Source organism: Paraburkholderia sp. GAS42, from assembly GCF_050436565.1.
GTDB lineage: Bacteria > Pseudomonadota > Gammaproteobacteria > Burkholderiales > Burkholderiaceae > Paraburkholderia.
In genome coordinates this window covers 160897-181858 of sequence record NZ_JBNDML010000015.1, presented here as the reverse complement: position 1 = coordinate 181858, position 20962 = coordinate 160897, and the positions used below count along the sequence as shown (strand labels likewise).

20 protein-coding genes are annotated in these 20962 nt (G+C 62.1%); 10 read left to right on the top strand and 10 right to left on the bottom strand.

The genetic code is table 11. The annotated features are described in order from the left end of the window. The first annotated feature begins 241 nt into the window (after window positions 1-241). Window positions 242-814, top strand: coding sequence for a TetR family transcriptional regulator (locus tag P3T16_RS22410; protein ID WP_429343928.1), 573 nt, complete (start codon window positions 242-244; stop codon window positions 812-814). 79 nt (window positions 815-893) lie between these two features. Here the strand turns inward: P3T16_RS22410 and P3T16_RS22405 are convergent, their stop codons facing one another. The 6 genes from P3T16_RS22405 to P3T16_RS22380 all read right to left on the bottom strand — a co-directional run bounded on the left by P3T16_RS22405 (window position 894) and on the right by P3T16_RS22380 (window position 6386). Then, window positions 894-1745: an alpha/beta hydrolase gene (locus tag P3T16_RS22405; protein WP_429343903.1), complete on the bottom strand. Its 852-nt coding sequence runs from the start codon at window positions 1743-1745 to the stop codon at window positions 894-896. 218 nt (window positions 1746-1963) lie between these two features. Beyond that, on the bottom strand, window positions 1964-2725 hold the full coding sequence (locus P3T16_RS22400; protein WP_429343927.1) for a DUF4410 domain-containing protein: 762 nt from the start codon (window positions 2723-2725) through the stop codon (window positions 1964-1966). A gap of 258 nt (window positions 2726-2983) precedes the next feature. Then, window positions 2984-4324: an ATP-binding protein gene (locus P3T16_RS22395; RefSeq protein WP_429343902.1), complete on the bottom strand. Its 1341-nt coding sequence runs from the start codon at window positions 4322-4324 to the stop codon at window positions 2984-2986. Next, a complete protein-coding gene (locus P3T16_RS22390) occupies window positions 4324-5037 on the bottom strand; it encodes a response regulator (RefSeq protein WP_429343901.1) in 714 nt (237 codons plus the stop codon). Before P3T16_RS22390 ends, P3T16_RS22395 begins: the two co-directional genes overlap by 1 nt. Before the next feature lie 16 nt (window positions 5038-5053). Next, complete coding sequence (locus P3T16_RS22385; RefSeq protein ID WP_429343900.1) at window positions 5054-5347, bottom strand: EF-hand domain-containing protein; 294 nt, start codon at window positions 5345-5347, stop codon at window positions 5054-5056. A 61-nt stretch (window positions 5348-5408) separates the two neighbouring features. After that, window positions 5409-6386: a hypothetical protein gene (locus tag P3T16_RS22380; RefSeq protein WP_429343899.1), complete on the bottom strand. Its 978-nt coding sequence runs from the start codon at window positions 6384-6386 to the stop codon at window positions 5409-5411. A 324-nt stretch (window positions 6387-6710) separates the two neighbouring features. Here P3T16_RS22380 and P3T16_RS22375 point away from each other — a divergent pair, with 324 nt between their 5' ends. Both P3T16_RS22375 and P3T16_RS22370 read left to right on the top strand, forming a co-directional pair. Further along, window positions 6711-7634, top strand: a complete 924-nt coding sequence (locus tag P3T16_RS22375) for a sterol desaturase family protein (RefSeq protein ID WP_429343898.1) — start codon at window positions 6711-6713, stop codon at window positions 7632-7634. A gap of 264 nt (window positions 7635-7898) precedes the next feature. After that, window positions 7899-8438 carry a cytochrome b gene (locus P3T16_RS22370; protein ID WP_429343897.1) on the top strand — a complete coding sequence of 180 codons (540 nt, stop codon included), beginning with the start codon at window positions 7899-7901 and terminating at the stop codon, window positions 8436-8438. A gap of 144 nt (window positions 8439-8582) precedes the next feature. On the opposite strand, the gene P3T16_RS22365 is transcribed toward P3T16_RS22370, so the two are convergent. After that, window positions 8583-9638 carry an aldo/keto reductase gene (locus P3T16_RS22365; protein ID WP_429343896.1) on the bottom strand — a complete coding sequence of 352 codons (1056 nt, stop codon included), beginning with the start codon at window positions 9636-9638 and terminating at the stop codon, window positions 8583-8585. Between P3T16_RS22365 and P3T16_RS22360 the strand changes: the two genes are divergently transcribed. The 4 genes from P3T16_RS22360 (at window position 9637) to P3T16_RS22345 (ending at window position 12724) form a co-directional block, all read left to right on the top strand. After that, on the top strand, window positions 9637-9798 hold the full coding sequence (locus P3T16_RS22360) for a hypothetical protein (protein WP_429257346.1): 162 nt from the start codon (window positions 9637-9639) through the stop codon (window positions 9796-9798). The two genes, P3T16_RS22365 and P3T16_RS22360, sit on opposite strands and share 2 nt — an antisense overlap. A gap of 23 nt (window positions 9799-9821) precedes the next feature. Beyond that, window positions 9822-10736 carry a LysR family transcriptional regulator gene (locus tag P3T16_RS22355; protein WP_429257347.1) on the top strand — a complete coding sequence of 305 codons (915 nt, stop codon included), beginning with the start codon at window positions 9822-9824 and terminating at the stop codon, window positions 10734-10736. Between the two features lie 102 nt (window positions 10737-10838). Continuing rightward, window positions 10839-11831 carry a Dyp-type peroxidase gene (locus tag P3T16_RS22350; protein WP_429343895.1) on the top strand — a complete coding sequence of 331 codons (993 nt, stop codon included), beginning with the start codon at window positions 10839-10841 and terminating at the stop codon, window positions 11829-11831. Between the two features lie 137 nt (window positions 11832-11968). Beyond that, window positions 11969-12724 carry a hypothetical protein gene (locus P3T16_RS22345; protein WP_429343894.1) on the top strand — a complete coding sequence of 252 codons (756 nt, stop codon included), beginning with the start codon at window positions 11969-11971 and terminating at the stop codon, window positions 12722-12724. 267 nt (window positions 12725-12991) lie between these two features. On the opposite strand, the gene P3T16_RS22340 is transcribed toward P3T16_RS22345, so the two are convergent. Beyond that, a complete protein-coding gene (locus tag P3T16_RS22340; protein WP_429343893.1) occupies window positions 12992-13420 on the bottom strand; it encodes a hypothetical protein in 429 nt (142 codons plus the stop codon). 690 nt (window positions 13421-14110) lie between these two features. On the opposite strand from P3T16_RS22340, the gene P3T16_RS22335 reads away from it, so the two are divergent. Together P3T16_RS22335 and P3T16_RS22330 are read left to right on the top strand one after the other, a co-directional pair. Then, a complete protein-coding gene (locus P3T16_RS22335; protein ID WP_429343892.1) occupies window positions 14111-15544 on the top strand; it encodes a sialidase family protein in 1434 nt (477 codons plus the stop codon). A 375-nt stretch (window positions 15545-15919) separates the two neighbouring features. Then, window positions 15920-16396: a VOC family protein gene (locus P3T16_RS22330; protein WP_429343891.1), complete on the top strand. Its 477-nt coding sequence runs from the start codon at window positions 15920-15922 to the stop codon at window positions 16394-16396. An 84-nt stretch (window positions 16397-16480) separates the two neighbouring features. On the opposite strand, the gene mug is transcribed toward P3T16_RS22330, so the two are convergent. Further along, a complete protein-coding gene (gene mug / locus P3T16_RS22325; protein ID WP_429343890.1) occupies window positions 16481-17110 on the bottom strand; it encodes a G/U mismatch-specific DNA glycosylase in 630 nt (209 codons plus the stop codon). A gap of 335 nt (window positions 17111-17445) precedes the next feature. After that, a complete protein-coding gene (locus P3T16_RS22320) occupies window positions 17446-18429 on the bottom strand; it encodes a GlxA family transcriptional regulator (RefSeq protein ID WP_429343889.1) in 984 nt (327 codons plus the stop codon). Between the two features lie 624 nt (window positions 18430-19053). On the opposite strand from P3T16_RS22320, the gene ilvB reads away from it, so the two are divergent. Then, window positions 19054-20919 carry a biosynthetic-type acetolactate synthase large subunit gene (gene ilvB, locus P3T16_RS22315; RefSeq protein WP_429343888.1) on the top strand — a complete coding sequence of 622 codons (1866 nt, stop codon included), beginning with the start codon at window positions 19054-19056 and terminating at the stop codon, window positions 20917-20919. Window positions 20920-20962: the final 43 nt, after the last annotated feature.

Genomic DNA, 20962 nt, shown 5'->3' with positions numbered 1-20962 from the left:
CGCCTGAGCTGCCGGATGACCTGTATGATGCGTGCGCGCAGTTTCGCCGTCGGCCGTGCTATCGAAGCCCGGCTGTCACGTCGTCCGGACCTGATGCGAGTGGATGATCGCAGCGCTCGCAGAACCGCGCCGGCGCCTGCAAACGGGCCATAATCACTGGACCGCTTTGGGTCTCGCGTGCGGGTCGGTTCAGCGAGACCACGATCTGCGCGCGCAATCGCAACTCTCTTTACTGGAGCCCATGGACAATCCCACCCGCTCGGAACGATCCCGTAACGCTGCCATTCAGGCCGCTCTTGCCATTCTTGCCCGGGACGGCCCGGGCGAACTGACGTTCGACGCCCTGTCGCGCGAGAGCGGCATCAGCAAGGGCGGCCTGCTGCATCAGTTCGGCAACAAGATCGGCATTCTCAAAGCGCTGCTGGCGCACCAGGTCGAATACTTCGAAAATTTCTCGCAGACGTACCTGGCTGGCGCCGACCCTTCGATGCAGGAGCGCACGCTGATGTCGACGATCGCGACTGCGCGGGAGGCTATCAACCAGTCACACTCGGTCGCTCTCGCGGTCATCGCGGCGCTGGTCGAAGATCCCGAGCTGCTCGCCTCCACCCGGAAGCTGGATGCGAAGAAGATCGAATCCATCAAGGCGGAAGCCGCTGATTCCGATCAGGCATTGGTGCGTTGGGCGGCCGCCAGAGGGCTGATCTTCACCGAACTGCTCGGCCTTTCCCCGTTGTCGAAAAAGGAGCGCAACCGGTTGTTCGATTACCTGCTCGACGAGGAACGATGGGGACCGTCAGCGCTGGATGAGTGACTCTGTGGTGTCCTGGCAGGCTTCCTGGTGCCTGGGCCGACGTGTCAACCGGCCTTCGCCGGAGCGGCGAAGCCGGCCGTCACGTGTGCGCGGTCTGCGCGCGCGAGTCGTTGCGCTGGAATGAAGTCGAGAAGAAGAGAACCTGATACTGGATCGCGTTGGCCCAGTACTCCCACGTGTGGCCGCCGGGACGCTCCGCGTAATCGTGCTGCACGCCTAGCTCGACAAGCCGCTCGTGCAGCGCGCGATTCGATTTGACAAGGGAGTCGTTGACGCCGCAATCGATCGTCAGCGCGATATGGGCATTTTCAAAGCTGCGGGCATTTTCGACGATAGCGTTGCTGTTCCAGAAGGCAGCGTGTCGGGCGGGGTCGCCGAACACGTGGCTGATGCCGGGCTCATCCTTGCATCCGCGCGGATCGACCGCGCCGCTGATGCTCCCCGCAGCACCGAATGCGTCGGGCCGGTCCAGCGCGATGCGCAGGGCGCCGAAGCCGCCCATGCTCAGACCGGTGATCGCGCGTGCCTGTTTCGTGGCGATCGTGCGGAAGTGCGTGTCGATATAGGCAACGACTTCCGTACCCACGTATGTTTCGTAGCGGCTGCGCGGATCGACAGGGCTGTCGATGTACCAGCTCTCATGACCGCCGTCCGGCATCACGAGGATCACGTGATAGCGGTCTGCCAGCCGGCCGATCTGCGTGTTCGCGGCCCAGTCGGTGTAGTCGCCGCCTGATCCGTGCAGCAGGTAGACAACCGGGAAACGATCGACATCGTTGCCCCGCACGTACTGGTCAGGTAGTACGACTGTCGCCTCGAACGACTTATGCATCGCGGCGCTGGGAATCGCGACAACCCTCGACTGAAACGCCCAGACAGGGTTCGTGAAAAGCAGCGTCAGAATGAGCCAGAATGCACGGGCAGTATTCATGGGTTGTCGCTCTCGTCCTTTCTGCCTGTTTGCAGGAACCCGGTCCGGCGTCCGGCGGCGAAATGCTTTCAAGGACTGTAACAACGGCGACTTACAACCAAATTTCAACGAACCATACGGTCTCGTCAGCTTGGGGCGACGCGGGCCTCAACCGCGGGCTTCAACCGCGTGCCGCCGACATACCCCGGTTACGGGCAGCACGCTCACGCACACACCCATCAATCCGTCCGCTCAGGCGACATCCAGCCATTTGCCGCGCTCGCCGCCGCCACCTGCTTCGCGATCGAATCGGCCAACCGCTTGGCATCCGCGGAAATGCTGTCGCGCTTCACCTCGGACACGCCATGCAGGGCAGCGCCTGTTGCACCCGCACTCGCGAGATGACCGGCAGCAGCGCCTGCCCCGGCTGTTTCAGCCACGCCCGGCATGTGGCCGCTGTCCGCATCGGCCGAGAAGCTTTGCAGCGGCATCGGCGAGCCGTCCGCCGGCTTGTACAGGATCTGGACCGACGCGCCGACCTCGCTCTTGCCGGCGCCAAGACCGATCAACACGCGACGCCTGCGGTTGCCTTCATCGATCTTCTGAAAATTACCCTCGACGATCAGCGCATTCCGGTCTGCGGGCACGGGGCCGTCCGAGCGTGCCGCACGCAGTCCCATCGATTGCAACTGCTTCACGATTTCATTGGACACCTGCTCGCGCGCTTCGCGCGCCGTCTGGTTCTGCGCGCTCGCAGTCGACTGGCCGGCGATCATCGTTTTCAGCTTCTGTGCCATGCCGCTGTCCATTTTCACCTGATCTGGCGTGGCGTCGAATGAATCCACATAGATGATGTCCGCCCGCACCTGCGGCTGGACGGTAGCCTGGCTCACGCCGGTGACGCCCGCGGCGCAGCCCGTAAGAAACAGCGATCCCGCCACCAGTGCTGCGCCTGCCAGACGAGTAGCGTTGTCAGCGAGGAATCTGAATGAAGTCTGCATGTTGAATGTTGATCCTGTCATCGGCACCGTCGTGCCGTCAATTGTCGAAAAGATGTCGCCGACAATCGTTCGATCCACAGGATCGCAAACTATCGGAGAGCACGCCTGCGTGAGTGCAGCCCGTCTGTTATCGGTGTGTGCCGCAACACGCAGACGCGAGTATGGGAGGAAGCGGCTCTGCGCGCCATGCGGGAATTATGTCGCGCCATGTCGCCCGTACGTTGCGTTCGGGCGTAAGGCTCGCGGCGGATCTTCGGCCTAGGCGGAATGCCGGTTCAGCGGCAACGCGACCACGGCTTCGAGACCGCCGCCGTCACGCGGGCGAAACTGCAACGAGCCGCCGTGCAGGCGCGCAATGCGCTCGACGATCGCGAGTCCGAGGCCGGTGCCGCCCGAATGGCCGCGTGCATTTCTGCCGCGACTGAAGGGCGCCTTGAGCTGCTCCAGTTCCTCCGCGCTGATGCCGCTGCCGCGATCGCATACGGCGACGTACGCCGAGTCGCCTTCGGTCCACGTGCGCACCAACAAACCGGTCCGTCCGTACACGACTGCGTTCTGCATCAGGTTCATCAGGAGACGCATCACGCTCACCGGCCTGAACGCAAACACCGGTATGTCGCCGGGCAACAGCTCGAATTCATGCCCGAGCCCCGCGAAGTCCGCAGCGAGCTGACCGACGAGTGCATTGAGATCGCCGGGCTGCGGGACCTCACGCTCGCCGCTGCCCGCGTAGTCCATGAACTGCTGGAGGATCGTGTCGATCTGATCGAGATAGCCTTCCGCGGATGCCACGAAGGTATCGTCGGCGCCGCGCGGAATCGCCATCGCCATGGCGAGGCGCAGTTTGGTCAACGGCGTGCGAATGTCGTGAGACACGCCGGCCAGCATCAGCGCGCGCGTCGCTTCGGCCTGCTGCAAAGCCAGGGTCATCTGGTTGAAGGCGCGGCTGACCTGGGCGATTTCCGTCGGACCGTTGGTGGGAAGCGCGACGGGCGCATCGCCCGCGCTGACGCGCCGCGCCGCGCGTGCCAGATCCTGAAGCGGACGGTTGATATGCAACTGGATCAGATAGCCCGTTAGCGCTGCCAGCAACGCGAGGCCTGCCGACAGCGCGAGAGTCATGGCGATACCGCTCGCGTGCGCATCTTCGGTCATCGGCAGGGTGATCCAGCGGGGCCCGCCGGCGACATGCACGCGAATCCATAGCCGCTCCCCGTCGCCGCTCTGCCATCGCACCGGGATGTCCGGCGGCAGATAGCGTTGCAATGCCTCGACAAAGACATCGCGCTGATAAGTGCGAAAAAAACGGATCGCACTGGGGCTCGGCTCCAGTCCGGTGTGTTCTGGCAGCTGCGTCTGCCCGCCGAGCCGTGCAGCCGCCGCGCGGCCTTCATCGCCCGGCATGGCTGCAAACACGCCATCGAGCGTCTTCACGTAATCGGCGAAAATGATCGCCGCGCGTTCTATGCGCGGGCGTTGCACATAATGCAGGAGGACGGTGAGCGAGCAGACCTGGGCGAGGGCGACCAGCGCCACCAGCAACGCGATGTTGCGCGCGAGCAATGAACGGGGCAACAGAGGGAACAGCACGCGCCGCATCACGACTCGATACCGGCGACCAGCATGTAGCCGACGCCCCACACGGTCTTGATGAAGCGCGGCTTCGAAGGATCGTCTTCGACGATCTGGCGCAGCCGCAGGATCTGCACGTCGATGCTGCGATCGAGCGCGTCGTGGTCACGGCCGCGGGCGCGCGCGAGCAGATTCTCGCGGCTCACCGGCCGGTTCGGCGACGACCCCAGCGCGTGCAACAGCAGCATCTGCGCGGAATGAACCTCGACCGGTTCGCCCTGGTGCAGTAGCGTCTGCTTGCCCGCATCGAAGAGAAAGTTGCCGAAGCGCAAGGTCTGCGAGGTGACGGTCGGATCGCCTGCCGCCATTTTCTGGCGGCGCAGCAGCGCGCGGATCCGGGCGACCAGTTCGTCTGGCAGGAACGGTTTGGCGAGGTAGTCGTCGGCACCGGTCTCGAGGCCGACCACCCTGTCGACCGGGTCGCCCTTCGCGGTCAGCATCAGGATCGGCAGCGTCTGTCCTTCGGCGCGCAGCCGGCGGCAGATGGACAGGCCGTCTTCCGGTTCCATCATGAGATCCAGCACGAGCAGGTCGTACGGCTCGCGTTGCAGGTAGCGGTCGAGCCGCTTGCCGTCGGCGACCACGCGCACCTGAAAACCATGCCCGGTCAGGAACCGTTGCAGCATGTTGCGCAACTCGGCTTCATCGTCCAGCACGATAATCCTGTTCACCGGGTCCATGGCGCCTCTCTGGCAATCAGCGGGTCATCGCTTTCTGCCTCATGAAGTCCTCGATCTGCGACAACGTGACGAATCCGGCGTGCTGCGTGTCGATTTCGTCGAAGTGCTGGGCGAGCATCGGCATGCCGGCTGCGGCCTGGTCTCGCGTCAGTTTGCCGTCGTGCGTCGTGTTGGCGCTGGCGAAGCGTGTCTGCACCTGCTGCATTGCGCGCTCCACCCGGGCCCTGCCGCTTTCCGGTGGCAGGGCGCTCTGAGCTGAAGCCCCTGCTGAAACAATACACAAGACAAGAACCGCGATCATCTGTTTCATGAGTTTCTCCGTGGTGTAGCCGACGCTCATCGCCGGCTGGGTAATCGATCCGATATTGCTGTTACGCCCAGTGCGCGGGCACCCAGAGGCCGCCGGCCCAGTGTCCCGGAATCCATATCGCCGCACGCGGTGCCGGTGTCACATAGACGGCGCGCGGCGCGACATACACTGATCGGGGCAGAGGCGGAGCCATATAGATGACCTTGGGCGGAGGGGGCGCGACATATACGACCTTGGGCGGAGGCGGCGCGACGTAGACCGCCGGCGGCGGAGGCGGCGCGACATAGACAACCTTCGGCGGAGGCGGCACGACGACCACCGCGGGCGGCGGGGGTGGCGGCACATAAACCGCCGGCGGGGGCGCGACGACCACCGGCGCGGCGCCGACCACCACCGTGGCGCCGCCCGTCGTCACCGTACCGCCGGTTGTGACAGTTCCACTGTGTACGACCGTCGTGCCGCCGCTCGTCGTCACGACACCGGTCGCCACGCGGGTCGCGCTGCCTGAATGCGTGACGGTCCCGCCGTCCGCGCCGGTCACGGTCCCCGAACGGGCGCAAGTGGATCCGGCGCAGCTCGTCGATGCCGCATGGCTGACCGTGTTGCCGTTCGAACCGGTGACCGTGCCCGACGACGAGTACTGACCCGGGGCGTCGCGCGTCACGCTGCCTGAGGTAGAGGCGGTGTGGCCGTCAGAGCCGGTGAGGGTGCCGGTGTGTGTGCACGTGCCGCCCGCGCAACTGGTGTCGCCGGCGTGCTGAACCTGGCCGCCGTACGGTCCGGTCGCCGTGCCGGAATTCGAGAACTGCCCCGGCGCGGTACGGGTCACCGTGCCGCTGTTCGTCGCGACGCCGCCGTAGGGGCCGGCGACACCGCCGGCGTGGGAACAGCTGCCGCCTTCGCAGGACCCGTAGTGCGCGCCGTTATAGGTGCCATGCGGCGTGTAGGCTGTGCCGTGGCCGGACCAGCCTGCAAAGGCCGGCGTGCTTGCGAGGATGAGGAGCGAGGCGGTCGCTGCGGCGAGGTAACGGGGTTTCATCAGATGTCCTTTATGGTTCGGGTCACGTCACGCACTGCGGCGTGGCAACGGGACGAACTATAGAAGGAGGGCGCGAAATAATCGCTACGGAAAAGATGTCGCGGTGTTACATCGGCCTGGCGGCAGCGATGGCGAGGCAGCGCGCGGCGCCCGCGTCCTCGGGTCCGGCCAGCCGCCGGCGCCAGCCGGCAGATTCGCTGACATCCGGCGACATATTTCCTGCATGGTTTTTAGCCAGGCCGCCCACTAAAGTAGCTTCACCCGACGCGATGGCGGCCATTTCCGCAGACAAAGCGTCCCACCCGAACCCGCTCTGTACCCATCATGCTCACCATCGGAAAAATCGCGTTTTACGTCACCTTGTTTATCGTCGCCGTCTCGCTGATCGAGGCGTGGGTGCTCACCCGAAAAAACCGCAACACTGCCACGCCGTTCGACTGGTATGAGGTATGGATCTCGCTGGCCGATCTGGTCGGCCGCAAGCTCGTCGCGCTGCTGCCGCTCTCTCTTGCTACGCCGGTCTTCGCTTTCGCCTGGGATCACCGCCTCTTCACGGTCACGATCAACAGCGCGCTGATGGTGCTGCTGCTCTTTATCGGCCAGGAGTTCTGCTACTACTGGTATCACCGCGCGTCGCATCGCATCCGCTTCTTCTGGGCGACGCACGCGGTCCATCATTCGCCGAACCAGTTGACGCTGTCATCCGCTTACCGGCTCGGCCTGACGGGCAAGCTGACCGGCTCGGCGATCTTCTTCACGCCGCTCGTCTGGCTCGGCGTGCGCCCGGAAGTCGTGCTCGCGACGCTGATGTTCAATCTCCTGTATCAGTTCTGGCTGCATAACACGTGGACCCCCAAGCTCGGCTGGCTTGAATACGTGTTCAACACGCCGTCGGCGCATCGCGTGCATCACGCGTCGAATGTCGACTACCTCGATGCGAACTATGGCGGTGTGCTGATCGTATTCGACCGCCTGTTCGGCACCTACGTTGAGGAACGTGCCGACGAACCGTGCCGCTACGGCCTCGTAACGCCGACGCGTTCGCGCAATCCGCTGGTCGTCGAGTTCGAGCACTGGGTCAGCCTCGCGCGGGATATCGCGTCGTCGGGCAATGTGTGGACTGCGATAAGCTATGTGATCCTGCCGCCGGGCTGGCGCCCGGACGGCTCCGGCGAATCAACGGAGAATCTGCGCCGGAAGAACCAGACGGGGCAAAGCGCGGTTTCCGTGAGCAGCAATGTGAGATGACCGCAGCCGCAACAGGTGAAGTGCAGGCTGATCGCCTTGATCGCCGATCGGCTTGACGGATGAGATCGGCGACGAAAGCGCGCGTCTGAAACCTGGTCGACTGGCCGTCTGGCGCGCGTTCGACGCCGCGTCAGGTCGCCTTAAGACAGTTCCGGTAGGATCGCTTCGTTTTTTGCGCCCTTTCGTGACCCGGTGCGTGGGCGTCGGGTTCGGGTTGGGCAGCCTGTTCGGTTCATTGTGATTCAAGCTACGGGAGGAAAGGTAATGGAGAAATCATACGGCGTGGGGCGTGGAGCTTATGACGGGGGCGCTCGCTTCCTTCACTGGCTGGTCGTGATTCTGGTCGTCATGCAGTTTGTGATCGGCTGGACGATGCCCGACGTGCACAAGGATACGAAACCGGACGGTCTGATCGCCTGGCACCTTGGCGTCGGCGCTGCGCTGATCGCCGCGATGGTGATCAGAATTGTGTGGCGATTGACCCACCGGCCCGCGCCCGATGCGCTTCCGCCGATGTTGAGCGCGATATCGCGTACCACGCATTTTCTTCTCTACGTCGTATTGTTTGCGGTACCGCTGCTGGGATGGATCAACGCTTCATCACGGGGATGGTCTGTCCGGTTGCTGGGCGTCGTGCCGTATCCGGGGCTGTCGGAGACGGGATCCGGGTTTGGACATGCGATGGGCGATGTGCATGGCATCCTGGCTTGGGTGCTTTTCGCGCTGGTCTGCCTGCATATCGCGGCCGCACTTTTTCATCGCTTCGTTTTGAAGGACCAGGTGCTGCAGCGGATGTTGCCATGACACGCTCTTGTGCCCGCCATCGCGTCGAACGAAGGTAGTGGGTCGACACGGGGTGAGATAAAGCCTCCCCTGGCTGCACCTGACACCGGTGCAGCCAGGGCACGCTGCTGACGCAGCTACGATGGCGACCAGACCGTCACCGTCCTAGGCCTTCAGATGCGGTCCCAGCAGCGACAGATCGGGATGTCCAAGACGGTCGTGCGCGGTTTGCACCTGGTGCCAGTAGGGATAGAGCAGGGGCGGCGCGCTTACCTTGTCGAGCCGCTCGCGCTGCTCGACAGTCAACGTGAGATTCGCAGCGCCGAGGTTATCGCGCAGTTGCGTTTCATTGCGCCCGCCGATGATGACCGAGGCGACAGCGGGGCGCCCGAGCGTCCACGCGAGCGCAACCTGCGCGGCCGAGACCTTGTGCTCGCCGGCAATCTCGACGAGTACGTCGACGATCGACCACAGCCGTTCCTCGTCACGGATCGGCGGCTCGGTCCAGCCGGCAAGCTGGCGCGTGCCCTCGGGTGTCGAGTCACGGCGGTGCTTGCCTGACAGCAGGCCGCCTGCGAGCGGACTCCAGACGAGAATGCCGAGCCCCTGATCGAGTGCAATGGGCGCGAGTTCGTATTCCGCTTCGCGCGCTTCGAGCGTGTAGTGGATCTGCTGGCTCACGAAACGCGGCAGGCGATCACGTTCGCTCACGTGCAACGCCTTCATCAGGTGCCAGCCTGAATAGTTCGAGCAGCCGACATACCGGACCTTGCCGTGTCGGACCAGCAGGTCGAGCGCTTCGAGCGTTTCTTCAAGCGGCGTGAGCCCGTCCCATTGATGCACCTGATAGAGGTCGATCACATCGGTTTTCAGGCGACGCAGGCTCGCCTCGCAAGCCTGGATCAAATGATGCCGCGACAGGCCACGATCGTTCGGGCCGTCGCCCATCGGGAAGCGTGCTTTCGTCGCGATCAGCACTCCGCCCTTGCGCTTGCCTGCGAGCGCCTCGCCGACGATCTCCTCCGACGCGCCATTCGAATAGACGTCCGCCGTATCGATCAGGTTCACGCCCGCATCGATGCACATGTCGATCTGCCGGCGCGCATCGTCGAGGCCGACTTCGCCGACGCTCGCAAATTTGCCCTTGCCGCCCATTGTCATGGTGCCGAGCGTGATGGTCGACACCTTGAGGCCTGAACGGCCGAGTTGGCGATATTCCATGATGAAGCAATCTCCTATGAATGTTGCTCAGGATTCAGGACCGGCGCGCGCTTCGCCATTCCCTTGTCTGCGTGACGCGCCCGAGCATTTGACGATAGCGGAGTTTCACTTACCATTCAAACAGAAATATGTGATTGAATTGAGCGTTTTTGGTGATTAATAACCGAAGGATGAGAGGTCAGCATGGACCTGAAACAGCTGGAACACTTTATGGCGGTAGCGGAAGAACGTCATTTCACGCGCGCGTCACGGCGTCTCAACCTCGTTCAGTCCGGGTTGTCGGCGTCGATCCGCTCGCTGGAGGCGGATCTGGGTGGACCTTTGTTCATCCGCAGCACGCGGCGTGTGGACCTGACCCATGCCGGTGAAGTGCTGTTCGAAGAGGCGCGACGCGTGCTGGCTGCCGCGCGTGACGCGCGGCACGCCGTGACACAGGTGCATGGACTTGCACGCGGCCGGCTCAGCATCGGCGCGATTCACGGGCTCGAGCCTTTCGTTGACCTGCCCGCTTCTCTGGGGCGGTTTCGGGCCGCGTTCGGCGGGATCGATATCGAGCTCACGCTCGACGGCTCGCGCGCATTGATTGACGAGGTGCGCGAAGGGCGTCTCGACCTCGCGTTCACCCAGCCGTCGGATCCACTGCCGGACGATCTCGGATTGCGCATGTTCGCATGCGAGGGGATGGTCATCGTCTGCGCGGCGGATCATCGGCTCGCGGGGGCAAGCGGGGTCAAACTGTCCGATCTCCGCGAAGAAACGTTCGCGGACCTGCGTCCGGAGTGGGGCGTGCGGCGGCTCGTCGATCGAAGCTTTGCGACCGCAGGGCTGCAGCGCCGGACCAGCTTCGAGGTCAACGACATACCGATGCTGCTCGAACTGGTCGCGCAAGGGCTTGCGATTACCATGGTGCCGGAATCCGTCGCTGCAACACGGGTGCGCGACACGCGTGGCGCGCCCGTGGCGACGGCGACCCTGCGCGAAGCTGAGGAGCCGTGCTGGGAGCTTGCGGCAGTCTTCAAGGGCAGTGCGGGCGAACCGCTCACACCGGTTGCAAAGGCTTTCCTGAACCTGCTTAAATTGCCGGACGTGGCGGCCTGACGTTCGGACGGCCCGGTACGCGCGTACCGTTCCCGGGCGCATCGGGTTATGTTGCGTTATATATGCTGCTGTCCAGAACAGTCACCTCAAGGCCCTCCAGCGATGCCCGATACTCCCATCCCCGCTGCCGTTACCCCCGAACCGCAGGCCGTGTCCATGCAGGCGAAGCGGAGCGCGATCTTCATCGTCGCCACTGTCAATCCGGACGCGGCGAGCCGCGACACTGTACGCGCATGGTGCGCGGATATCGCCGCACTGGTGCGGGCGGTGGGCAAGCGGATACCTGACGGCGGCCTGTCGTGCGTATGCGGCTTCGGTTCCGACGCCTGGGATGCGCTGTTCGGTACGCCGCGACCGGCCGGCCTGCACCCGTTCCGTGAGTTCGGTTCCGGTGAGCGCCTTGCGGTGTCGACACCGGGCGACATCTTGCTGCACATTCGCGCCGACCAGATGGATTTGTGCTTCGAGCTTGCGACCCAACTGATGGGGCGACTCGGCACGGCGGTAACCGCGGTCGATGAAGTGCACGGATTTCGCTATTTCGATCAACGCAGCATGGTCGGCTTCGTCGACGGAACCGAGAACCCGACCGGCAGCGAGGCTGTCACGTTCACGGTGGTCGGCGGGGAGGACCCTGAATTCGCAGGAGGCAGCTATGTGCTGGTGCAGAAGTATCTGCACGATATGACCGGCTGGAATGCGTTGCCGGTCGAAACGCAGGAACGCATCATCGGCCGCACAAAACTCTCCGATATCGAACTCGACGACGCTGTGAAGCCAACCTCGTCGCACAGTTCGCTCACGACGCTCGAGGAAAACGGCGAGGAAGTCAAAATCCTGCGTGACAACATGCCTTTCGGGCGGCCCGGCTCCGGCGAATTCGGTACGTACTTCATCGGCTATGCCCGCTCGCCGGCGCCGATTGAACAGATGCTGGAGAACATGTTCGTCGGCCGGCCACGAGGCAACTACGACCGGCTGCTCGATTTCAGCCGCGCGGTGACGGGTGGCCTGTTCTTTGTGCCTTCCGCGTCGTTGCTCGAAACGCTCGCGGATCGCAGCCCGGCTGCCGCCGCGAGGACGGCCAGGCAATGAAGGCGCAGAGATTCCATCTAGAAATGTGATTGGCGCGACAAAACGGTTTCGGCGCATCGGGCCTAAAATTAAAGGTGGCGTTGGTCCCTTTGCGTGGGACCAGTCGCCTTACTCCATTCCATCCACGGCAGGCGGCCATGGGCACTCACGATGCGCGTTTCGTTCGCCCGGCGCTGGCAGCACTCTGCGTGGCTTCGCTCGCAACGCTCGTCGCGTGTAGCGGCAGCTTCTGCGTCGGCGTCGACGGTTGTGGCGGCGGAAACGGGTTGCAAAACGTCGCCATATCCGGCACGGCCGCCACCGGCAAGGCGCTCGCCAGCGCGATGGTCAGCTTCAGTTGTGCGCAGGGTTCGGGCTCCACCCTGTCAGACGGCGGTGGACACTACAGCGCCACGTTCAACGCCACGCTTCCCTGCATCCTCACCGTGACCTCCGGCGGCACGACCCTGCATTCGCTGGCATTTGCCGGCGGCACCTTCAATACGACGCCTGAGACCGAACTGATGCTCGTCTACCTCGCTTCGCAACTCGGTACGAGTGAGACCAGCCTGATTGCGGGTTTCCCTGGCAACGCGCAGTTCCAGCAGGTGCTGGCAAATCAGACCGATGTGCTGGCTGCGCAATCGGCGGTCGTCACGAATCTGCAGCAACGCTATGCGGTCACGCTGACGGCACCGGCGTTTCTGACGACGCCGTTTTTCGTCGGGCAAGCGGGCGTCGACAGCGATCTCGGCGCGCTGGCGACAGCAGGCGCCATCGACGCCAATGGCATGCCCGATCCGGCCGCCGTCTCGCTGCTGTCAGCGGCGGGTCTCGCTCATCCGCTCACAACGACGTCCGCACCGTCATCCGGCACCGGCGGCACAGGCAGCGGCACCGGCGGCATGATGTGAACTGAGGGGTGCCGATGCCTCGGCCTGTGCGGTTGTGCGGACCCGGAAAACGAGAGACGGGGCTCACCTTATGGCGGTATCGACCGGCTTGCCCGGAGGCTGCGCAGTCCGTAGCCGGACGCACCTCGCGTGGTGGTCGCGCCGCAAGGCGGACTGAAGGGCGAGCAAGGCAACGGCCCATTCCGCCAGGTCAGGCGAAGAAGGGCAATTGCCGACGAGAAACGCGATGCGCCCAACGAGGGCACGCACGGCACCCTCATCGTTTGATCAACTCCAATGGCTGTTGGGAGTGCGCTTGCTGTGGTGTAGATTCGCACTCACCCGCGTGTTCGAATGCGAATGGGAGTGATCTGCATAACCCGCATGAATGCCGGTATGGCTCGTTTGAGCGTCGGCACGATCTGCCTGCGTGTCCGATCGATCCGCTGCACGGGCAAGCCCGGCATCGCGGTCGGCTGAACTGAAGCCGTTCGTGTTGCTCAGGCCCTTGCTGCTCATGTGGCCGGCGGACAAGCCGCCCGCGTTGCCGCCCAGACCACCGTGTCCGGCGCCTCCGCTGCTTCCTCCACCACTACCGCCTCCACCGCCGTTCCCACCGCCACCGCCGTTCCCGCCACCATTACCACCCGCCCCCGCAAAGGCTGACACGGACGCAAGTGCCACGAGGCCGGCGGCAATCCATTGCACTGTTTTCATTTTTGCTTTTCCATGGTCTGCTCGAACGCTTCGATTGTACGAACGACGCCCGGCCGTAACACCTGACAGTTGTAATGAACTGTAAATGACGGTGTAGTCGCGCTTGAGCGGACTGTTCGCGTCCCGAGCCGCTTCCAGTTGTTGGTCAGCTGCATGGCCCGCATTGAGCGGTGACTGTCGCGTCCTTATCACTGGCACAGACCGCGCTTTGGCAGTGACCTTCCATGCGCTTACTTAGTCTGGCCCATCGTGACCTCTCGCAGCGTGGTTGTAATGCGCTGCCGCGTTCATCCCTGTATGACGACCACCTGCGCACAGCCGGCCATACCGATGGCGTCTGTTACAAAAAATTTCACACAGGCCTTTCGTACGACCTAAATTCCATTGCATTCATCCTGGCGGTTGTGATCGACAGCACCAGGGGCAAGGTTGGCAAACATGCTGACAGCCAGGCGAGGCTGGCGTTGGTAACGAAGTCGTAGCCGACGCGCTGGCGGTGACCAGCGCTGGTGGCCTGCAGCGGGTGAAGCGGTAGTCAGTCTGGCGAGCAAAAAAATGGCAGGAACAAGGAGCGCCGATGCCGTCGTTACGACCTCAGGCAAGGAGGCGCGATGCTGCCGCGTCATTTAGCAGCTGCCGGGATGCTATCGATTTACCGGTTACGGGTCGCATATCGATGAGGAGTCTTATATGCCCTGCAACAAGCCTGGTGCACTTCTGATCGGAATCCCACTCGCTGTCGCGTTGGCGGCCAGCACAACAAGCTGGGCGGCGCCAATACTGGTATCGGGTCCCAGTCCGTTTGCCAACTGCACCATTGGCGGACCCGGGACGATCTATGTGAATGCGGAGGTCGAACCCTGGCTGGCCGTGAACCCGGCCAATCCTTCGAACCTCATCGGGGTATGGCAGCAGGACCGCTGGTCGAACGGCGGCGCCCACGGTCTGGTTGCCGCCGCTTCGTTTGATGGCGGCCATACGTGGAAACAAACGAAGCTGCCTTTCAGTGCATGCGCCAATGGACTCGGGTATGAGCGGGCCTCGGATCCCTGGGTGTCCATTGGGCCGGATGGCACTGCGTACTCTGTTTCCATCTCATTCAATCAATCCAGCAACAACAATGCGGTGGCCGCCGCTGTTTCAAAGGACGGCGGGCTGAGCTGGGAAAACCTGAGTGTCATCATCGCCGACAATGAGCCGACGCTGCAGTTCTTCAACGATAAGGAATCGGTGACCGCGAACCCCACCAGGGCGGGCGTCGCATACGCGGTATGGGACCGGCTCGAACTGCCGAACGGTAATCCGTACGCGAACTTGCATACCGTTGCGTTCCGGGGCCCGTCGATGTTCTCGAAGACCGTCGACGGCGGTGTCACCTGGAGTTCGCCCTCGGTCATCGTGAAGGTGCCGTCGCGGCAGCAGACGATCGGCAACCAGATCGTCGTCAATTCTCGTACCGGGACGCTCTATGACTTCTTCGACCTGATCAGTCCGCCGTTCAACAAAGCTGCCGGCAAGGTCGCGTTCATCAAGTCGACCGATGACGGTGCCACGTGGACCAAACCGCAAATCATCGCCGGTCTGGAGACGGTGCCGGTCACGGATCCCAACACCGGTGAGCCTGTGCGCACGGGCGACGTCATCCCCGAGCCCGCGATTGATCCGGCGACGGGGCAACTCTATGTCGTGTGGCAGGATTCGCGTTTCAATGGCGGCCAGTACGATGAGATCGCACTGTCGACGTCCTCCGACGGTGGCCAGACCTGGAGCGCGCCCCTCCGTGTCAATACACCCTCAGGACGGCCGGCGTTCAATCCTGGTGTTCGCGTCAATTCTGCCGGGACGGTTGCCGTGACGTACTACGACTTCCGCACCCTTTTAGCCGGCAATACGTCGACGCTGCCGACGGACTATTGGCAAACCACGTCGACGGATGGCGGAAAGAGCTTCAGCAGCGAATTGCATCTGGCTGGCTCGTTCGACCTCAAGACCGCGCCGAATGCCGAGGGCTTCTTCGTCGGCGACTATGAGGGGTTGGACGCGAGAGGGACGGCATTCGTGCCGTTCTTTGTGCAAACGAACGGTGATACATCCAATCGTACAGACGTATTTGTCGCGCCGTAGTGTGTGTATATCCAGCTGAAAACGTGATCACCCAGAGATGCCTGGGCGATCACGTCAAATGAGGAATTATAGCCACCCCTGTCGCGTCGAAGGCGTTCGCCAGCGGCGACAGCGCAAGGAGCGCGCCGGCAGCCAGCACGGCGATGTATCGGAAAGTCATGGGAACTCCTTTAGGTAAGGAAGTCGCTAATATGGCCTTCCTCGGCCTTATGAGCAATGGCGCGAGCACGCTTGCGGCTTGAGTAAGCCCGTCTCGACTTCGGTCAGCAGCTTGCGTTTGGGATGGCCTGGTTTTCCGATGACGGTCGGAAAGAGTTGGGACTCTCATCATGTCACCCGATCCACATCGAGAAGTGCTTCTGAAAGGAGATTGCGATGGCTGAGCTCGTAACATGCCTGTGGTTCGATCAAGGTAGAGCGCGCGAGGCGGCGGAGTTTTACGCCGCTACCTTTCCCGATAGCCATGTCGATGCAGGTCATGTATCGCCGATACCGGGCATTGGGCAGGGTCCGGAGTTGACGGTCGAGTTCACCGTCCTTGGCCGGCGCTTCGTAGGGCTGAACGGTGGGCCCAACTACAAGGCGAATGAGGCGGTAAGTTTCATGGTCCAGACGGATAGCCAGGAAGAGACCGACCGATATTGGAACGCCATTATCGGCACTGACGGAGAGGAAGCGCCTTGCGGCTGGTGCAAGGACCGCTGGGGGTTTTCGTGGCAGATCACGCCCAGGCGGCTGCTAGAGCTTGTCAACGGGCCCGATTATGATGCCGCAAGGCGTGCGATGGAGGCGATGATGACAATGAAGAAGATCGATATTGCCGCGATAGAACGCGCGGCGGCGGCAAAGTAAGAGCGCACGAAAAGGCGCATCGGTTTTTTTACGGTCTCTGGCGACTACGCATTCGCAGGTCGATTGGAGAGATCGGTTTTGGGCTCAGTCATAGGGAATGCCGGTGGCCAGGTCGGAACGTGCGGCCTGGTCGACTGTACGAGTTCTCGAAGCCTGACCAGCTGGCGCGACTGCAAGACGAAGTTCCCGGTAGGCAGTCACCAGCGCGTCGAGGCTGAATGTCCGGTTCAGGCCGCTGGGATTTGGCAACACCCATGCGCGCGCGCCGCCGAACGGTGTCGGTTGCAGGCCCCAGTGGATGTCGCGCCTGCCCGACATTGCGCAGAGCGCCATCTTCCCGAGGAAGGCAACGCATTGCGGCGCATATCGTTCAATCTTCCGCTCGAATTCCGTCGCAGCCGCTTTGAACTCCCATTGTGATAGTTCGTCCGCTCGTGCGGTTGGACGCGAGACCACGGTTGTCAGGCCACAACCATACTGCAGGAGAGTGCGATCGTCCTTAGGACAGATTTGTTCGGGCGTAAAACCCGCCAGATGAACGGCCCGCCAGAACCGATTGCTTCTGCCGGCAAAGTGGCGGCCGGTCGATGCCGCGCTGACGCCCGGATTGATGCCGCAAAACACCACGGATAAACCCGGTTCAAGGATATCAGGAAGACTTTGAAGCAAATCGGAGCGGGTCACGGATGGTATAAGCCTTTTCGTGAAGTACATTCGAGCCGCCGGGTGGGAACAACAGGCGACCTCGACGACACGGTCTTCTGATTGCATCGAGATGCTCTGACGGAAGGGCCGGAAACCATCCTCGCCTGTTCCTTCATCGGGAGTGGGGCTCCCACAAGCGCAGCAGTTTGGGCCACACCGTCACGGCGGACAACCGGCAAGAGGGTCGATTTCAGGTCAAATGTGCCCCGATTCTGGCCAGCGACGGTCTATGCCACTGGCTCGCCACCCGAGGGGCGCCCGCGCTAACCAGGCCAACTTCGGGTAGACCGGAAAGCCATCCCATACTTTCCATCCCTGCTGATCCGACTTGCTCGTTGACACTGCTACAAGCCCACCGTTGCCTGCATACCTGCCTCACCACGGAATCGCTGGCGATACTGTCTGGGCGTTACGTTAAGCCGCCGGAAGAAAGTCGTTCGCATATGCGTGGCGCTGTGAAAACCACAATTGAACGCCACAGTCTTGAGAGGAGCATCTGTCTCCTCGAGCAACTTCCTCGCGGTGTCAACGCGAACCTGTTCGACAAACGCGGACGGCGTCACCTTTGCATACTTCGCAAATAGCCTCGAGAAGGTACGTCGGCTGACTGCAACTGCGCTCGCAAGCTGTTCGATCGACAGCGTATCGGTTATGTGCTCGGTCACGTATCGGAGCACCTTGCCGACGATCGGATCGTGGTCCTTCCGTACTCCGACGTAAGGGCTGTATTGAGACTGCCCACCTTCTCGCTGGATGTAGACGACCAGACGTTTCGCAACCCGCACCGCAAGCTCGTGCCCCCAGTCCTCCGCCACGAGCGATAGACACAGGTCGATGCCTGCCGTCACGCCGGCAGAGGTAAAGAGGCGTCCGTCACGGATGAAAATCCTGTCGGGCCGCACACAAGCCTGCGGAAACTCGTCGGCGAGGCGGTCCGCATCGGCCCAGTGGGTTGTCACTTCCTTACCGTCAAGCAGCCCGGCGTGCGCGAGCACAAATGCTCCGTTGCAAACGGAGCCAAACCGTGCTGCGCCGCGCGCCTGGTCTTGCAACCATTTCAGAAATTCGCTTCGTAGCTGGGCATCAGGCAACTGCGGTCCTCCTGCTATCAACAGCAGGTCACATGGAGTATCGAAGTCCGCATAACCATAAGGCACTGAGAGTCCCATCCCGTTCGAGCAGGACACGGTGCCAGCCTCGTATCCTATGAGAGAGACCTGATATCTCTGATGCTCAGGCAGAAATGTATTTGCTTCTGCGAATACGTCCAGGGGGCCAGCAACATCCAGCGCCTGCACACCATCGAATATAACAATGGCGACTTTCATGCCGTGACCCTCATTGATTGTAAGCACGCCGCCATTGGTACGACTCCGCGCCGCCCGGTGGGCGGCTTGCCTGCCGGTTCGCGACATAAATTTGTCCTGGATGGAACGAAGTTTATAAGCGAAGCGTGGCGGGATAAAGGGTCCGTGCTGAAAGTCACTTGTTACATGGAGCATGGGTACGCAACCGAAGAATGCTGGTAAGGGTCCGCGTACGAGTGACGCGAGGGTCGCGTCGCGCTTCACGAACTGTTCGCGGCCGACGCCATGCCGACAGTTGCAACGTGGCTCAAATCTCCAGGGCGGCGACCGTTTGCATGTTGTGGGAAAGCGGCGGGGCGGTAGTGGCATCGTAATGGCCGAGATTCAGTCTATCGTGGCCCATATACGACCTTCTTGGGCGTGTGTGCAGCTTCAATCATTGTCAGAATGGGTAGAACCATTTCTCACGATTCTTCCAGACGCACATCAAGAAAGTGCTAGATGGGCTGCGCTTTGTACGGAGAACCCGTCAGAGCAGTCGTCCATAAGCTGGTACGGAACATACGCTGTTCTCGAGTTGGAAGGGAAATCGCCCTTTGATTTTGGGCGCTGATATGTCAGCGCCCTTTCCCATGCGAGCCAGCCATGACCAAAAACCCAAACGCTGCTTTAAAAGTCCTCCCGAAACCACCGCTTGCCGGCGAATCGATGTCGGGTGCAGACATCATCCTGCGCGTACTCAGCGAACAGGGCGTCGATACCGTATTCGGTTATAGCGGCGGCGCGATTTTGCCGACGTACGATGCCGTCTTTCGTTTCAACGAAATGCACGCGGACAATCCCGAGCGCCAGATCAACCTCGTTGTGCCCGCCAATGAACAGGCCGCCGGCTTCATGGCCGCTGGTTATGCGCGCGCGAGCGGAAAGGTTGGCGTATTCATGGTTACGTCAGGCCCCGGGGCGACGAACGCGGTGACGCCGATCGCCGACTGTAACGGTGATTCGGTCCCGGTTGTCCTCATCTCCGGACAGGTACCTCGAGCCGCGATCGGCAGTGATGCTTTCCAGGAAGCGCCGGTCTTTAACATCATGTCGGCGTGCGCAAAGCAGGTGTTTCTGGTTACCGACCCGGCAAAGCTGGAACAGACGCTACGGACCGCATTCGAAGTCGCGCGCACCGGCCGTCCTGGCCCGGTTGTCGTAGACGTGCCGAAGGACATCCAGAACTGGACTGGCATTTACCATGGGCAAGGTGCATTGGAGTTTCGAGGTTACTCCGATCGTCTTCGAAAGGTGGCCAGAGGCGCTCGTCTCGAAGACGACAAGCGCAGCGAATTTTTCGATCTGCTGGCGCGGAGCAAGCGACCGCTGCTGTATGCCGGCGGCGGTGTTATCACGGCCGGCGCGACGGCTGAATTGCGTCAGTTTGCAGAGCGCTATCGGATCCCCGTGGTGACCACGTTGATGGGGCTTGGCGCAATATCCGTAAAACACGAACTGGGGCTCGGTATGCTGGGCATGCACGGCGCGGCCTGTGCGAACTACGCGGTGGAGGATTGTGACTTCCTGATCGCGGTGGGTGCCCGATTCGATGATCGCGTCGCCGGTGGCCGTCCTGACGCATTTGCGCCCGGAGCGCAGTATGTCGCGCATATCGACATCGACGAAGCGGAGATCAACAAGGTTAAACGGGCGCACTGGACGCACGTAGGCGACGCGAAGAATACGTTGCTGTCACTGATGAAGCACGGTCCAGTCGCGCAAGCGCCTTTAGACTGGCTCGATCATATAAAGGAATTGAAGCGGGTCTACGGTATGAACTATGACCGGAGCAATCCGGCGATTCAGCCGCAGTTCGTTGTCGAAAAGCTCAGCGAAATTACCGGGGGGCGAGCGATCATCACCACAGGCGTCGGCCAGCATCAGATGTGGGCTGCGCAGTTTTTCGACTTCGTCGAGCCTCGAAGCTTCCTGACTTCGGGCAGTATGGGGACGATGGGTTTCGGGTTGCCCGCAGCTATCGGCGCTCAACTGGCGCGACCGGATGCCCTTGTGATCGACATCGATGGCGACGGCAGCATCCGCATGAATATTGGCGACCTGGAGACGGCAACCACGTACGGCGTGCCTGTCAAGGTACTGCTGCTCAACAATCTCGGTGACGGGATGATCCGGCAGTGGCAGCGTCTCTTTTACGAGGGTCGACTGTGCGTGAGCGACAAGTCGCTTCATCGCAAGGATTTTGTCATGGCAGCTCGGGCCGACGGGTTTGAGTTTGCCTGTCGCGTTGAAGCAATGAGCGAACTCGAGGACAAACTTAAGGCCTTCGTAGATTTTGACGGACCGGCATTTCTCGAAGTGATGGTCGACCAGAACGCTGACGTGTTTCCGATGGTGGGGCCTGGGCAAAGCTACTCGAATATGATCACCGGGCCGTTTATCCCGTCACGGTCTGAGCGAGAACCCGGAGGGAAGGGCGCAGAGCGTCAAGCGGCTGCGGATATGTTCTAACCATACTTCGCGCAACGAACCTCGACATGTAAAGAAAGACGCA